This window comes from Pseudoclavibacter chungangensis, assembly GCF_013410545.1.
GTDB classification, from domain to species: Bacteria; Actinomycetota; Actinomycetes; order Actinomycetales; family Microbacteriaceae; genus Pseudoclavibacter; species Pseudoclavibacter chungangensis.
Window position 1 is genome coordinate 526,974 of record NZ_JACCFV010000001.1, and the last position, 13,492, is coordinate 540,465.

Below are 13,492 nucleotides of genomic sequence, written 5' to 3' on the forward strand. Positions count from 1 at the left end.
CGACAAGCGTGGTGCCGGGCGGGATCAGGAGTTCACCGACCTCACCGCGAACCGGGCACGCCTAGAATCTGAGAGCGACAAGCTGGTCGCAGCGCACTTCGCCGACGCGATCGACCTCCCGACACTCAAGCGGCACCAAGACCGCATCCGCGCTGGGCTGGCCGACATCGAGCACCGCCTCGCCCAGCACGACAAACAACACACCGGCGGTCGGGCCTTCCTCCACGACAGCCTGCGGCTCCTCACCGACGCGCACCACGCCTACGCCCACTCCGACGACGGGAGCAGGAGACTGGCGAACCAAGCGTTCTACACGCGGTTGGAGATCACTGAAGACGAGCAGCTGCGCCCACGCCTCGCGGAACCGTTCGCCACCATCGTGACCGAGGCAGCCAGAGGCAAGGAAGCCAAACGGGAACACACCACATCTCTCGATGTCGCGTGTTCCCGTAAGACACTTTGGGTGGGCCCGGTGGGGCTCGAACCCACGACCCGCGGATTAAAAGTCCGATGCTCTGCCAACTGAGCTACAGGCCCACGTCACGCGGAGCGTGACTCGACAAGCGTACCGTGGCTCGCCACCCGCATCGCACCGGGTGGCGCAAGCTGCACAACGCGCCGCGAGAGCCGCCGAACCGGTCGTGACATTCGTCACGGGCAACCCGTGTGTGGCCAAGACGAAGCGGTGAGCGGCGACACGGGCGCCGACGCTCGGCGTTCGGCAAGCTCGTAGACATGAACACCGGACCCAGCATCCACACCGAAGTGTCGGCGGACCCGGTCCGCACGGCCTACCACCGGACCATCGCCGAGACACGACCACGGGCATGGCGGGGCATCGTCGCCCTCCTGCTCCTCCTCGCCGGCCTCGTCGGCTTCGGGCTGATCCTCACCCCGATCGGCATGCTCGTCGACTCGCTCGCGGGACGGTCCGCGATCGTCGACGGCACCTTCGTCCTCTCGCCCGTCGTCTTCGCGAGCAACATGCTCGCCCTCGCGCTCCTCACGCCGTGGAGCATGCTTCTCCAGCGATGGCTCTTCAAACTCCCGGCAGGTTCGCTCTCGTCGCTCGCCGACCGATTCCGCTTCGACCGCTTCGGGCGGGCCGTTGCGATCCTTGTTCCCGTCTGGGCCGTGTACATCTGCCTGACGGCCTTCCTGTTCCCCATCCAAGCGACCGCCTGGACGACGGTGGACCTCGTCGCGATGCTCCTCGTCGTCCTCGTCGTCACGCCACTCCAGTCGATGGGGGAGGAGTACGGATTCCGAGGCCTCATCTTCCAGATCGCATCGAGCTGGGGACGCGGCCCACGTTCCGGCCTCGTCATCGGGGTCCTCGTGAGCAGCGTTCTGTTCATGTGCGCGCACCTCGCGCTCGACCCGTGGCTGAACCTCTACTACCTCGTGTTCGGCGCGACCCTCGCGCTCATCTCGTGGCGAACCGGCGGGATCGAGATCGCCGTCGCACTCCACGCCGTCAACAACACCATCGCGATCCTCCTCCAGATCGTGCTGCACGCGGACCTCGCGGCCGGGTTCGACCGCTCCGCCGGCGTCGGGAACCCCTCGGTGCTGCTCCTGTGCGCGATGGTCGCCGGCACCGGCGTCGTCGTCTGGATCGCGACACGACGCGTCGGGACCGTCACATGCCCCGCACGCCCCGGCGTCCCGCCGATGCCGACGCCGATCGGACACGACAGCGAGACGGCTGCGACCCGGGCCCGGTGACCGCGGGCGCCCCGCGCCGCGTCGAATCCGGCGCGCCGCGGGGCGTCGACGAAGCCGCTCGACCACGCCACCCCCGATCGACAGGAGAATAGACCCATGGACCGGTTCGGGATGACCTCGGCACGGCGATTCGAAGGCTACGTCCGATGGTCGCTGTACATCCTTCTCGCGCTCCCCCTCGCCCCGCTCATGCCGTTCGCGGCCATCGCCTCCTTCCGCCTGCGCCAAGGGGACATGGTCGGCGGGACGATCGCGGTGTCACTGCTCCTGGGCGTGTCGGCGCTCGCGCTCGTCGGGTGCAACATCGTCGTCGCCCGGGCCGGATTCCAGCGTCTCTCCGAGGAGGACTCGCCGCTGCCGGCGTGGCTCCTCGCCGCCTGGGCGGCGGCCGCCGTCATCCATCTGACGTGCGCTGCGTTCCTCGCCTCCGTCGACCTCGAGGTCTACGGGCGCGGACTCACCGTCGCGGCGGTGTGTGCGATCGGGACGATCGTGTCCGCACTCACTCCCCAACTCTCGAGCAGGCAACTGCTTGTCGTGTGCGCGGTGCTCACGGTGCCGATCATCGGCTACGGCGTGTTCGTCTCGGCCGGTGACGCGATCCTGGTCGCACTGTTCGTGTGGTTCCTCTCGTGGATGGCCTGGCTCACCGTCTGGATGCTCCGCGTGATGTACGAACTCCAGGACGCGCACGAAGTGCGCGCCGATCTCGCGCTCGCCGAGGAGCGCCTGCGCATCTCGCGCGACCTGCACGACGTGTTCGGACGAACGCTCGCGACGATCGCCGTCAAGAGCGAACTCGCGAGCGAACTGAGTCGCCGCGGCAAACAGGAGCGTGCGGGCGTCGAGATGGCCGAGGTGCGCAGACTCGCCGAGACCGCGGGGACGGAGGTGCGACGCGTCGTCCGCGGCGAACTCCGCCCGAGCTGGGCCGAGGAACTCGAAGGGGCGCGCGCGCTCCTCGACTCGGCGGGCATCCGCTGCATCGTGAGCGGCGACGACGTCCCACCCGTGGTGGCGGAGACGCTCGCCTGGGTCGTACGCGAGGGCGTCACCAACATCCTGCGGCACTCGGAGGCCTCGACCGTCACGATCGCGACCGCCGCGGAGGCGCACGAGATCGTCCTCACGCTCGCCAACGACGGCGCAGGGGCGCGCGAGGGCGGCGAGGGCGGGTCCGGCATCGACGCGATGTCCGAACGACTGCGCGCGATGGGCGGCGCGCTCGAGGTCCGCCGCGACGGCGACTGGTTCCTCCTCGAGGCGACCGCGCCCACCCACACGGAGGTGTCCCGATGATCCGCATCCTGCTCGCCGACGACGAACAGCTCATCCGCGACGCGATCGCCGGTCTGCTCGAACTCGAGGACGACTTCGAGGTCGTCGCACGCGCCGCATCGGGGAGCGAAGCGCTCTCGGCCGCCCGCTCCCTGCACCCCGACATCGCGCTCCTCGACCTGCAGATGCCGGCGCCCGACGGCATCGAGGTCGCCCGCACCCTCGCGAGCGAAAAACCCGACTGTCGCTGCATCATCGTCACGTCGCACGGTCGCCCCGGCTACCTCAAGTCGGCGCTCGCGGCCGGTGTCCGGGGATTCGTACCCAAGACCGTGCCCGCCGCCGTCCTCGCACAGGTCGTGCGAACCGTCGCGGCGGGCGGCCGTCACGTCGACCCGCAGTTGGCGGCCGAAGCGATCTCGGCGGGCGACTCACCGCTCACACCACGCGAGGCCGATGTCCTCGCCCTCGCTCGCGACGGCGCGTCGGTCGACGAGATCGCGGGTCGCGTCTCGCTCTCACGAGGCACCGTGCGCAACTACCTCTCGGCGGCGGCCACCAAACTCGGTGCCGTCAACCGCCACGAGGCCGCGCGCATCGCGTCCGAGCACGGGTGGATCTGACGAGCTCTCCCCGGCAGCGCGGCGCCGCGCGGCGGGGTCAGCGGGCGTCCCGCCGCCGATCCTCGGCATCGTCGTCCGAGAGGACCTCCTGACGGCGACGCGTGCGCTCAACGACCTCCGAGATGTCGATCGTCGACGTGTCGATCGGCATGTCCTCGGCGGCGTCGTTCTGCTCGATGTCGGCGAACAGGGCCTCGGGGTCGAGCTCCTCACGCGTATCGGGCTTCTCGGGCCCGAAGCCGAGCCACCGACGCTTCGGGAAGTGGACGCGTTCCGTCGACCACCACACGGCACAGAGCGTGCACAGCACGATCGTCGTGAGCAGGACGATCCCCGGGCCGGCGAGAACGGGGAATTCACCGTTCGCCGCGTCGATGCGCAGGAACCCGAACAGGAACATCCAGCCGGCCCCGAGCGCCGAGAGCAACGACCAGAGGAACAGCGAGTTCGCGGGGATCATCGCGAAGTTCGCGATCCGGAGGATGATCTGGACGACCAGCAGCAGAACCGGCACCACCGGAACGAGCCCGAAGAGGATGTTGCCGATGACGGAGTACCCCGTCGCGGCAGCGAGGTTGCCCAGGCCGAACCCGAGCCACAGCAACTGCCACGCGTTCAACCAGTCGGCCACGCGGTCGAGCGGGATCTCGGAACGCCACCACGGCACGAACAGGGTCACGACGAGCACGACCGCGACGAGCGTGAGCGCGACCTGCTTGCCGCGGTACGCCGGGTACGAGGAGAGCGGGAAGTCGCTGTGGACGAGCGAACCGCCGTCCTGCCCCGCGCCCTCGGACGCGGGCGGAGTCGAGGAGGTGGCCATGAACTCGAGCCTATCGGGCGTCCCGGAGAACGACCGGAAGGCGGGCCGGGCGCCGGCAGTGTGTGCCGGGGTGGTTCGCCGATGGGTGATCCGCTCGCAATCGTCGGGAGCGGGGCGCACAATGGATGACGGTCGCGAACCGACGGACCTCCGTCGGACGGACGTGGCCCCGATGCGCCAACACGCCTCGGTCGACGCGTCGAAGGACGCAGGAGAGGCAGCTCTGTGACGGATCGGTTCCACAGGCCCGTGCGGGTCCCGCTCGAGGCGTTCGAGGCGCTGCTCGGCGGGCACGATCCCGCCGATGTGACGCGCGTCGCCCACGACACCGCGTCGGCACTGTTGAACCGTGCGCGCGGTGAGCGCGACGCCGAGGTGCTCGACCGCATGATCGCCTTCACCGACGAGCACGGCATCGACGACATCGCCGAGGTGTGGGCGCCGGCGAGCGCGGAGTCGCTCCCGGGCTCGCTGTGGCGGCTCTACCTCGTCCGCGAGTCGGTGAAACGCGATCCCGAGGACGCGAGCTACGTGTTCCGCCGCGGGCTCGAGGTCGACCGGGGAATCGGTCACGTCGTCGCCGGTGCCGTCACGCCGACGGGGCCGGACGAGATCGTGGCCCTCACCGACGAGATCCTGCGGGGCGCGTTCACGGGCGACTTCTCGATCGCGCTCGAGCGTGCCGCCGCATTCTGCGCCGTCATGTCGCAGGGAGCCGCTGCGCTCGCGGGCGACGCGGAGCGCACGGAGCCGGACCGAGCCCACACCGACACGCTCCGATCGGCACGCTTCCTGTTGTTCGCGCAGGAACTGCACGCGAGCGCACTTCTGGCGCGCGACGACGCACTGGACTGACGCGTCGCGACAACGCGCTCCGGGGCGGTGCACCCTGAACGTGGTGCGCGCTGCACGTGGCGCGCGCTGCACGTGGCGCGCGCTGCACGTGGCGCGCGCTGCACGTGGCGCGCGCTGCACGTGGCGCGCACTGCAGGCGAATCGCCCTGAACGCGGTGCACCCTGAACGCGGATCGCCCTGAACGCGGATCGCGATGCCGCGGCCGACACACCCGGCACGGGCTGTTCGCGCCTCGCGAAGCACCGCCACCACGGGGCGACACGCACCGCGGGGCCGCGTACACTCGATGACTGCCGGGCCGCAGTAACCCCGGGCTCCAATATTCGCCGCTTCGAGCGGCCTTCCGCCGAGAGGCGTTCTGCGGTCCGGCCCCACACATCAGATGCCCCGGTCCGAACGGACCGGGGCATCGTGTCGTCCGCAGCACGTTCCCCGCACGAACAAAGCCGGGTTGTTGCTACCGGGCCTGCGGCCCGGTAGCAACAACCCGGCTTCGTTTCGGTCTCTTTCCCGCGATGCTGTCGTGGCCCCGTGTGTGACCGGGTGAGGCCGCGACAGCGCGCGAGGCGAGGGGAAGGGACGGATCAGCCGAAGCGGCCCGACACGTAGTCCTCCGTGGCCTGCTCGCTCGGGTTCTCGAAGATCGTCTTCGTGGCGTCGTACTCGATGAGCTTGCCCGGCTTGCCGGTACCCGCGATGTTGAAGAACGCGGTCTTGTCGCTCACGCGACCGGCCTGCTGCATGTTGTGGGTCACGATGACGATCGTGTAGTCCTGCTTGAGCTCGTCGATGAGGTCCTCGATCGCGAGCGTCGAGATGGGGTCGAGCGCCGAGCAGGGCTCGTCCATCAGCAGCACGTCGGGCTGCACCGCGATCGCGCGGGCGATGCACAGACGCTGCTGCTGACCGCCCGAGAGGCCCGAGCCGGGGAGGTCGAGGCGGTCCTTGACCTCCTCCCACAGGTTCGCGCCGCGCAGCGACTTCTCGACGATGCCGTCGGCCTCGCTCTTGCTGATGCGCTTGTTCTTGAGCGTGATGCCCGCCAGGACGTTCTCACGGATCGACATCGTGGGGAACGGGTTCGGCCGCTGGAAGACCATGCCGACCTGCGAGCGGACGAGCACGGGGTCGACGCCGGGGCCGTAGAGGTTGTTGCCGTCGAGGAGCACCTCGCCGTCGACCCACGCCTTGGGGATGACCTCGTGCATGCGGTTGAGCGTGCGGAGGAAGGTGGACTTGCCGCAACCCGAGGGGCCAATGAAGGCCGTCACGCTGCGGGGCTCGATGATCATCGACACGTCTTCGACGGCCTTGAACTTGTCGTAGTAGACGTCGAGGTTGTTGACTTCGATGCGCTTGGACACAGGGGTTCCTTACTGACTCGCTGCCCGAACGGGCGAAGAAGAATGACTAACGGCCCTTGGGGGCGAAGAAGTGGGCTATGAGCCGGGCGACGAGGTTGAGCACCATGACGATGAGCAACAGCACGAGCGCGCCGGTCCAGGCCAGGTTGAGCATGTTCTCCGCGCCCGCGCCGACCTGCTGCGTGTAGGAGCGGTAGACGAACACGGGGAGGCTCATCATCGGCCCCTGGAACAGGTTGTAGTTCATGAACGTGTTGAAGCCCGCGGCGATGAGCAGCGGCGCCGACTCGCCGATGACGCGCGAGATGGCGAGCATGACACCCGTCGTGATGCCGGCGATCGCGGTGGGCAGGACGACCTTCGAGATCGTCAGCCACTTCGGCACACCGAGCGCGTAGCTCGCCTCACGGAGCTCATTGGGGACGAGGCGGATCATCTCCTCGCTCGAACGCACGACCGTGGGGATCATGAGCACCGTGAGCGAGAGGGCGCCGGCGAAGCCGTTGCGCACGTTGGTGAGCGGCAGACCGAGCGTGTTCAGGATGAGCATGAACAGCGTGTACGCGAACAGACCGGCGACGATAGACGGGACGCCCGTCATGACGTCGACGAAGAAGTTGATCGCCCGGGCGAGCCAGCCCTTGCCGTACTCGACGAGGTAGATGGCCGTGAACAGGCCGATCGGCACCGAGATGATCGTCGCGGTGAGCGTGATGAGCAGCGTGCCGATGATGGCGTGGATGCCACCGCCGCCCTCGAACACGACACCGACCATCGACGAGCTGAAGAACGTGCCGTCGAAGCGGGCGATGCCCTTCGAGATGAGCGTCCAAAGGAGTGACAGGAGTGGGATGAGCGCCAGCACGAACGCCGTCGAGACGAGCGCGGTGACGAAGCGGTTCGCGGCCTGGCGCCCGCCCTCGACGGCCCGCGAGACGACCCACGTGGCGATGAGGTTGAGCAGACCGCCGACGACGATCGCGCCGGTCCAGTTCGTCGACTGGCCGCTCGCGGCCGCCACGAGGAAGAAGAGGATGAGTGACACCGCGAGCGAGCCCGCGAGGATGACCCAGGGCGTCCGCGTGTGCAGGCGACCCGACGCGAGTGCGTTCTTCATCGGCGTGCCGGGCGTCGCCGGCGCGGGGGAGTTGGTGGTGGTCGTCATCAGTTCGCTCCGGAGAATTGGCTGCGGCGGCTCACGATCCAGCGCGCGATCGAGTTGACGATCAGCGTGATCGCGAACAGCACGAGACCCGAGGCGATGAGCACGTTGATGTCGAGGCCGGAGGCCTCGGGGAACGAGAGCGCGATGTTCGCGGCGATCGTGGACGGGTTGGTGCTCGACGTGAGCTGGAAGGTGATGACGCCCGAGGCGGAGAGCACCATGGCCACGGCCATCGTCTCGCCGAGCGCACGCCCGAGGCCGAGCATGACGGAGGAGACCATGCCGGAGCGGGCGAACGGCAGCACGGACATCTTCACCATCTCCCAGCGCGTCGCGCCGAGGGCCAGTGCGGCTTCCTCGTGCAGGCGAGGCGTCTGGAGGAAGACCTCACGCGTGAGCGAGGTGATGATCGGCAGGATCATGACGGCGAGCACGATGGCCGCCGTGAGGATCGTGCGGCCCGTCGACGAGACGTCGCCCGAGAAGAGCGGCAGCCATCCCACGTTGGAGTTCAGCCACGCGTAGAACGGTGCGACGAACGGGCCGAGCACCGTCGCACCCCAGAGGCCGAAGACGACCGAGGGGACCGCGGCGAGCAGGTCGATGACGTAGCCGAGGGTCGCGGCGAGCTTCCGGGGCGCGTAGTGCGTGATGAACAGTGCGACGAGGATCGCGATCGGCACCGAGATGATGAGCGCGAGCAGCGAGGCCCAGAGCGTGCCGAAGACGAGCGGCAGCACGTACCAGAAGAAGTTGCCCTCGCCGTCGGGGTTCGCGATGTTGGTCGACTTCTCGATGAACTCGCTGTTGTGTGCGGCATCCGGAAGGAAGGCGGGGAACCCCTGCACGAGCAGGAAGAAGAAGACGGCGGCGAGGATCGCGAGGATGAGCGATCCGGAGAACGTGGAAAGGAACTCGAAGACGAGGTCGGCGGGACGCTTGGGAGCCTTGCCGCTCGGCGGTGTCGGGGAATCCTGCGGAGGCGGTGGGGCCGTGTCCTCGGCCTTCTTGATGGTGTCGGCAGTCATCTGCGGGACGTGTTCCTTGCTCGGAGGGTCAGTCGGTGGGTGCGGACACCCGTGAATGGTGCGACGGTGCCCGGTGACGAGCGTTCAACGCTCGTCACCGGGCACCGTTGCCGAGGGAATCGCTACTTGATGGCTCCGGCGGCCTCGGCGGCCTTCTTCTGGAGGTCGGCCGAGAGCGGCGCGGAGTGCGCGGTCTCGGCGGCGGCGTTCTGACCGTCCGCGCTCACGACGTACTCGAAGTACGCCTTGACGTTCGCACCGACGGCCGGGTCGGCGTACTCGGCGCAGCCGATGAGGTACGAGACGAGCACGACGGGGTAGACGCCCTCCTCGGTGCGGTTGAGGTCGTAGACGAGGTCGGTCGGCGCGCGACCCTCTTCGATCGTCGACGCGTCGACGACGGCCGAGGCTGCGTCGGGCGACAGCTCGACGACCTTGTCGCCGACCTTGAGGCTCGCGATGGTGAAGTCACCGGCGGCCGAGTTGTCGAGGTAACCGATCGTGCCGTTCCCCGTCTTGATGGCGTTCTGCACGCCGGGGGTCTCCTGGGCGGCCTCGCCACCCTGGATCGGCCACTCCTCGACGGAGCCGTAGGTCCACACGTCGGGGGCCGCGGCGTCGAGGTACTCGGTGAAGTTGCCGGTCGTACCCGACTTGTCCGAGCGGTGCACGGGGTTGATCGCGAGGTCGGGGAGCGTGACGCCCTCGTTCGTCGCGGCGATCGCCGGGTCGTTCCAGGTCGTGATCGTGCCGGCGAAGATGCCCGCGAGCGTGGCGGGGTCGAGCGTGAGCTTGTCGACGCCCTCCACGTTGAACGCGATCGCGATGGGCGAGATGTAGGCGGGGATCTCGACGAGGTCCGAGCCATCGGCACAGCCCGAGAAGCCGCCGGCCTCGATCTCGTCCTTCTTGAAGGCGCGGTCCGAGCCGATGAACTGGCTCGTGCCGTTCTGGAAGTCGGTGCGACCGGCACCCGAGCCACCACCGGCGTAGTTGATCTGGATGCCGGGCTGGAGGGCCTGGAAACCGGCGATCCAGGTGGTCTGCGCGGTGCCCTGCGACGAGGCGCCCGAACCGGCGAGCGTGCCGGTGAGGTCGCCGGCCGTCTGGCCCTCGCCACCCGTCGCAGGCGTCTCGTTGGTCGCGCAGGCCGCGAGCGTGAGCGCTGCGACGGCAGTCATGGCGAGCGTGGCGCCGATGCGCGTGAGCTTCATTGAGTTTCCCTTCAAGGGTGAATCAGGTGTCTGGGGGCCGTTCCCGGCTCCGAGGGAAAGCTAGGTGCCGGACATGACGCGCCGTCCCTCCTGAGGTGAACGCCAGGTGAACGCGCCGGGAATCGGCTGCGGATCCGCTGATCACCGCTCGGGAAACGGATCGGGCGGGCGACCTCGGTCGCCCGCCCGATCCAGTCGTTCGGTGGGATTCCCAGGGGCCACCCGGGTGCCCCGGTCATACGAGGGGGCCGTGCTCCTCGATCGCGACGATGCCGCCGTCGGGGTGCTCCGTCGAGAGGTGCACGAGCACGCACTCGGCCGTCGAGAGCATGGCGTGGCGGGATGCCGCGCCGGCCGGGCTCCCGGCCGCGAGCGCGATCTCGCGGGCGATCTCGGGGATCACGGGGGAGTGGCTGCACAGGACGGTCGTCCGACCCGACGCGACGACGTCCCGCACGACCTCGGGGATACCGTCCCCGCCGTCGTCGTACGCGTTCTGCGAGATGGCCGGGACGGTCCGCGGCTCGATGCCCATGGCCTCGGCGAGCGGTCGCACCGTCGACGTGCACCGCACGGCGTCGGACGAGAGGATCACCTGCGGCGAGAACGCCCGGAGGATCGGAACGACGAGTTCCGCCTGCTCGACACCGCGAGCGGTGAGCGGGCGGGACGCGTCGTCGCCGGGCCAACCGAGCGGCGGCACGGCCTTCGCGTGTCGGAGCGCGATCACGGCGAAGGTGCGCAGCGTTCCCGCGTCGACGCGCTCCTGGAAGCGGTCGAGCACATCGCGATCGAGCTCGTAACTGACGAGCTTGCGAGCCTTGCGAACCGACAGCCACTCGACGCGGTCGACCTCGTCGTTCGGCGTGAACGGGTGCTCCCGGAACATCTCCTCGGTCACCTCGGCGGTCCAGTAGTGGACCTCCTTCCGGCGTCCGGAGGGCAGGTCGTACTCGACGGAACCGAGCGGTGCGCCGAGCGTCGCGGGATAGCCCGTCTCCTCGAGCACCTCCCGCGCCGCCGTCTCGGGCAGCGTCTCGCCGGGATCGACCTTGCCCTTCGCGAGGGAATGGTCGCGGTGCCGGTCACGGTGGATCACGAGGACCCGGATCTTGTCGCCCTCCTGCCGCCACAGGACGGCTCCTGCGGCGTACACGGAGGTGAGCTCGGTCGGCTCGTCGGTCGTGGAGACGGTGGTCATCGGTTCCGATCTCTCTTCATCGCCCTGGGGCGGCGGCGGTCGATCCGATCCTACGAGCGGCGCAGGCTCGGGCGCGGACGACGTGCGACCCGGCGCATCATCTCGTCGTGCAGATCGACGAGCGGGCCGCCCTCGGCATCGGTCGAGTGGCGCGTCCACTCCGCGTCGGGGCCGAGGTGCCAGGTCGCCGTCCCGTCGGACATGGCGAGGTCGAACATGGCCGCGATCTCCTCGAGGTGCTGCTCGTCCTTGAGGCGCACGAGCGCTTCGACGCGGCGGTCGAGGTTGCGGTGCATCATGTCGGCCGAGCCGAGGTACACGCGCGTTCGTCCGCCGTTCACGAACGAGAACAGGCGCGAGTGCTCGAGGTAGCGGCCCACGACTGAGCGGACCCGGATCGACTCGCTCATGCCCTCGACGCCCGGCCGGAGCCCGCAGATACCGCGCACCCAGATGTCGATCGGGACGCCCGCGCGGCTCGCCGCGTAGAGCGCGTCGATGATGACTTCGTCGACCATCGAGTTGACCTTGATGCGGATGCCCGACTCGCGGCCCTCGAGCGCCGCCTGACGCTCGCCGTCGATGAGTCGGAGCAGGCCGTTGCGCAGGTGCAGCGGGGCGACGAGCAGGCGCGTGAACTTCTTCTCGATCGCGTAGCCCGAGAGCTGGTTGAACAGGCGCGTGATGTCGCGCGACACGTCCTCGTCCCTCGTGAACAGGCCGAGGTCCTCGTAGATGCGCGACGTCTTCGGGTTGTAGTTGCCCGTGCCGATGTGGTTGTAGGTCGCGAGCCGACCGTCCTCCTGGCGGATCACCTGCAGGAGCTTGCAGTGCGTCTTGAGCCCGACGAGCCCGTAGACGACGTGCACGCCGGCCTTCTCGAGCTTGCGGCCCCACTCGATGTTGTTCTGCTCGTCGAAGCGCGCCTTGATCTCGACGAGCGCGAGCACCTGCTTGCCCTGCTCGGCCGCCTTGATGAGCGCCTGCACGATGGGGCTGTCGCCCGATGTGCGGTACAGGGTCTGCTTGATCGCGAGGACGTGCGGGTCCTTCGCGGCCTGCTCGATGAACGCCTGCACGCTCGTCGAGAACGACTCGTAGGGGTGGTGGACGAGCACGTCGCGCTGTGCGATCGCGCCGAAGATGTCGGGCTGCTCGCCCGCGTCGGTCGGCCGGAACGCGGCCGCGGTGACGGGCACGTGCGTCGCGTAGCGCAGGTCGGGACGCTTGACCTTGCCGAGGCCGAAGAGCCCCGCGAGATCGAGGGGCCCGGGCAGCACGGTGAGCTCGCTCTGGGTGATGTCGAGCTCGGTCATGAGCAGTTCGAGCGTCTCGGCGTCCATGTCCTCGGACACCTCGAGCCGGATCGGCGGGCCGAAGCGGCGACGCAGCAGCTCTTGCTCGAGCGCCTGCAGCAGGTTCTCGGTCTCGTCCTCCTCGATCACGACGTCCTCGTTGCGCGTCACGCGGAACACGTGGTGATCGAGGATCGTCATGCCGGGGAACAGGTGGTCGAGGTGGTGCGTGATGAGGTCCTCGAGCAGGATGAACCGGGTCGCGCCCGACTCGCTCGGCAGCGGGTAGAAGCGCTGCAGGCCCGTCGGCACCTTGAGGCGCGCGAACTCCTTCTTGTCGGACAGCGGGTTGTAGACCCGGATCGACAGGTTGAGGCTGAGGCCGGAGATGTACGGGAACGGGTGTGCCGGATCGACCGCGAGTGGCATGAGGACGGGGAAGATGAGCTCCGAGAACACCTCGTGGAGGTGCTCGCGCTCGCCCTCGGACAGCTCGTCCCACGACACGATGTGGACACCCTCGTCGGCGAGAGCGGGGCGGACGAGCTCGTTGAACGCGTTCGCGTGGCGCACCTGCAGTTCGCGCGCGCGGTGCTGGATCGCGGCGAGCGAGTCCTCCGCGGGAACGCCCGCGGGCGTGGGGACGGCGAGGCCCGTCATGATGCGCCGCTTGAGCCCGGCCACGCGCACCATGAAGAACTCGTCGAGGTTCGAGGCAAAGATCGCGAGGAAGTTCGCGCGTTCGAGGAGCGGCACGCTCGGGTCCTCGCCCAGTTCGAGCACGCGCTGGTTGAACGCGAGCCAGCTCAGCTCACGGTCGATGAATCGGCTGAGCGGCAGCGAGTCGTCGAGTGCGCCCTCGACCTCCTCGAACTCCTCGGTCTCGATGTCCTGCATCTCCTGGGTCATGTGTGCAC

The 13,492-nt window shown here is 68.7% G+C and carries 12 protein-coding genes and 1 tRNA gene; 4 read left to right on the forward strand and 9 right to left on the reverse strand.

Translation table 11 applies throughout. From position 1 onward, the window contains the following. Positions 1 to 61 precede the first annotated feature (61 nt). Positions 62 to 421 carry a hypothetical protein gene (locus HNR16_RS18035; protein ID WP_225737750.1) on the reverse strand — a complete coding sequence of 120 codons (360 nt, stop codon included), beginning with the start codon at positions 419 to 421 and terminating at the stop codon, positions 62 to 64. A gap of 43 nt (positions 422 to 464) precedes the next feature. Then, positions 465 to 537 (reverse strand) — tRNA-Lys (locus tag HNR16_RS02270). Between the two features lie 198 nt (positions 538 to 735). Between HNR16_RS02270 and HNR16_RS02275 the strand changes: the two genes are divergently transcribed. The 3 genes from HNR16_RS02275 (at position 736) to HNR16_RS02285 (ending at position 3,629) form a co-directional block, all read left to right on the forward strand. Continuing rightward, positions 736 to 1,728, forward strand: coding sequence for a CPBP family intramembrane glutamic endopeptidase (locus tag HNR16_RS02275; protein WP_158039422.1), 993 nt, complete (start codon positions 736 to 738; stop codon positions 1,726 to 1,728). A 96-nt stretch (positions 1,729 to 1,824) separates the two neighbouring features. Beyond that, positions 1,825 to 3,027 carry a sensor histidine kinase gene (locus HNR16_RS02280; RefSeq protein ID WP_158039423.1) on the forward strand — a complete coding sequence of 401 codons (1,203 nt, stop codon included), beginning with the start codon at positions 1,825 to 1,827 and terminating at the stop codon, positions 3,025 to 3,027. Beyond that, positions 3,024 to 3,629, forward strand: coding sequence for a response regulator transcription factor (locus HNR16_RS02285; RefSeq protein ID WP_158039424.1), 606 nt, complete (start codon positions 3,024 to 3,026; stop codon positions 3,627 to 3,629). The genes HNR16_RS02280 and HNR16_RS02285 overlap by 4 nt, the downstream gene beginning before the upstream one ends. Positions 3,630 to 3,666: 37 nt before the next feature. On the opposite strand, the gene HNR16_RS02290 is transcribed toward HNR16_RS02285, so the two are convergent. Next, positions 3,667 to 4,452: a hypothetical protein gene (locus HNR16_RS02290; RefSeq protein ID WP_179558059.1), complete on the reverse strand. Its 786-nt coding sequence runs from the start codon at positions 4,450 to 4,452 to the stop codon at positions 3,667 to 3,669. 225 nt (positions 4,453 to 4,677) lie between these two features. On the opposite strand from HNR16_RS02290, the gene HNR16_RS02295 reads away from it, so the two are divergent. After that, positions 4,678 to 5,307, forward strand: a complete 630-nt coding sequence (locus tag HNR16_RS02295; protein WP_158039425.1) for a DNA-directed RNA polymerase subunit beta — start codon at positions 4,678 to 4,680, stop codon at positions 5,305 to 5,307. A 585-nt stretch (positions 5,308 to 5,892) separates the two neighbouring features. Here HNR16_RS02295 and pstB read toward each other — a convergent pair. From pstB to HNR16_RS02325, 6 genes are all read right to left on the reverse strand, one after another. Continuing rightward, complete coding sequence (gene pstB / locus HNR16_RS02300; RefSeq protein ID WP_158039426.1) at positions 5,893 to 6,672, reverse strand: phosphate ABC transporter ATP-binding protein PstB; 780 nt, start codon at positions 6,670 to 6,672, stop codon at positions 5,893 to 5,895. Between the two features lie 46 nt (positions 6,673 to 6,718). After that, positions 6,719 to 7,837, reverse strand: coding sequence for a phosphate ABC transporter permease PstA (gene pstA, locus HNR16_RS02305; protein WP_158039427.1), 1,119 nt, complete (start codon positions 7,835 to 7,837; stop codon positions 6,719 to 6,721). Continuing rightward, positions 7,837 to 8,865: a phosphate ABC transporter permease subunit PstC gene (gene pstC, locus HNR16_RS02310; protein ID WP_158039428.1), complete on the reverse strand. Its 1,029-nt coding sequence runs from the start codon at positions 8,863 to 8,865 to the stop codon at positions 7,837 to 7,839. The genes pstA and pstC overlap by 1 nt, the downstream gene beginning before the upstream one ends. A gap of 122 nt (positions 8,866 to 8,987) precedes the next feature. After that, complete coding sequence (gene pstS, locus HNR16_RS02315; protein WP_158039429.1) at positions 8,988 to 10,079, reverse strand: phosphate ABC transporter substrate-binding protein PstS; 1,092 nt, start codon at positions 10,077 to 10,079, stop codon at positions 8,988 to 8,990. 235 nt (positions 10,080 to 10,314) lie between these two features. Continuing rightward, a complete protein-coding gene (locus tag HNR16_RS18550; RefSeq protein ID WP_158039430.1) occupies positions 10,315 to 11,280 on the reverse strand; it encodes an NUDIX hydrolase in 966 nt (321 codons plus the stop codon). A 50-nt stretch (positions 11,281 to 11,330) separates the two neighbouring features. After that, the gene (locus HNR16_RS02325; protein WP_158039431.1) at positions 11,331 to 13,484 is read right to left on the reverse strand and encodes an RNA degradosome polyphosphate kinase; all 2,154 of its coding nucleotides are present in this window, start codon (positions 13,482 to 13,484) and stop codon (positions 11,331 to 11,333) included. Between the last annotated feature and the right edge of the window lie 8 nt (positions 13,485 to 13,492).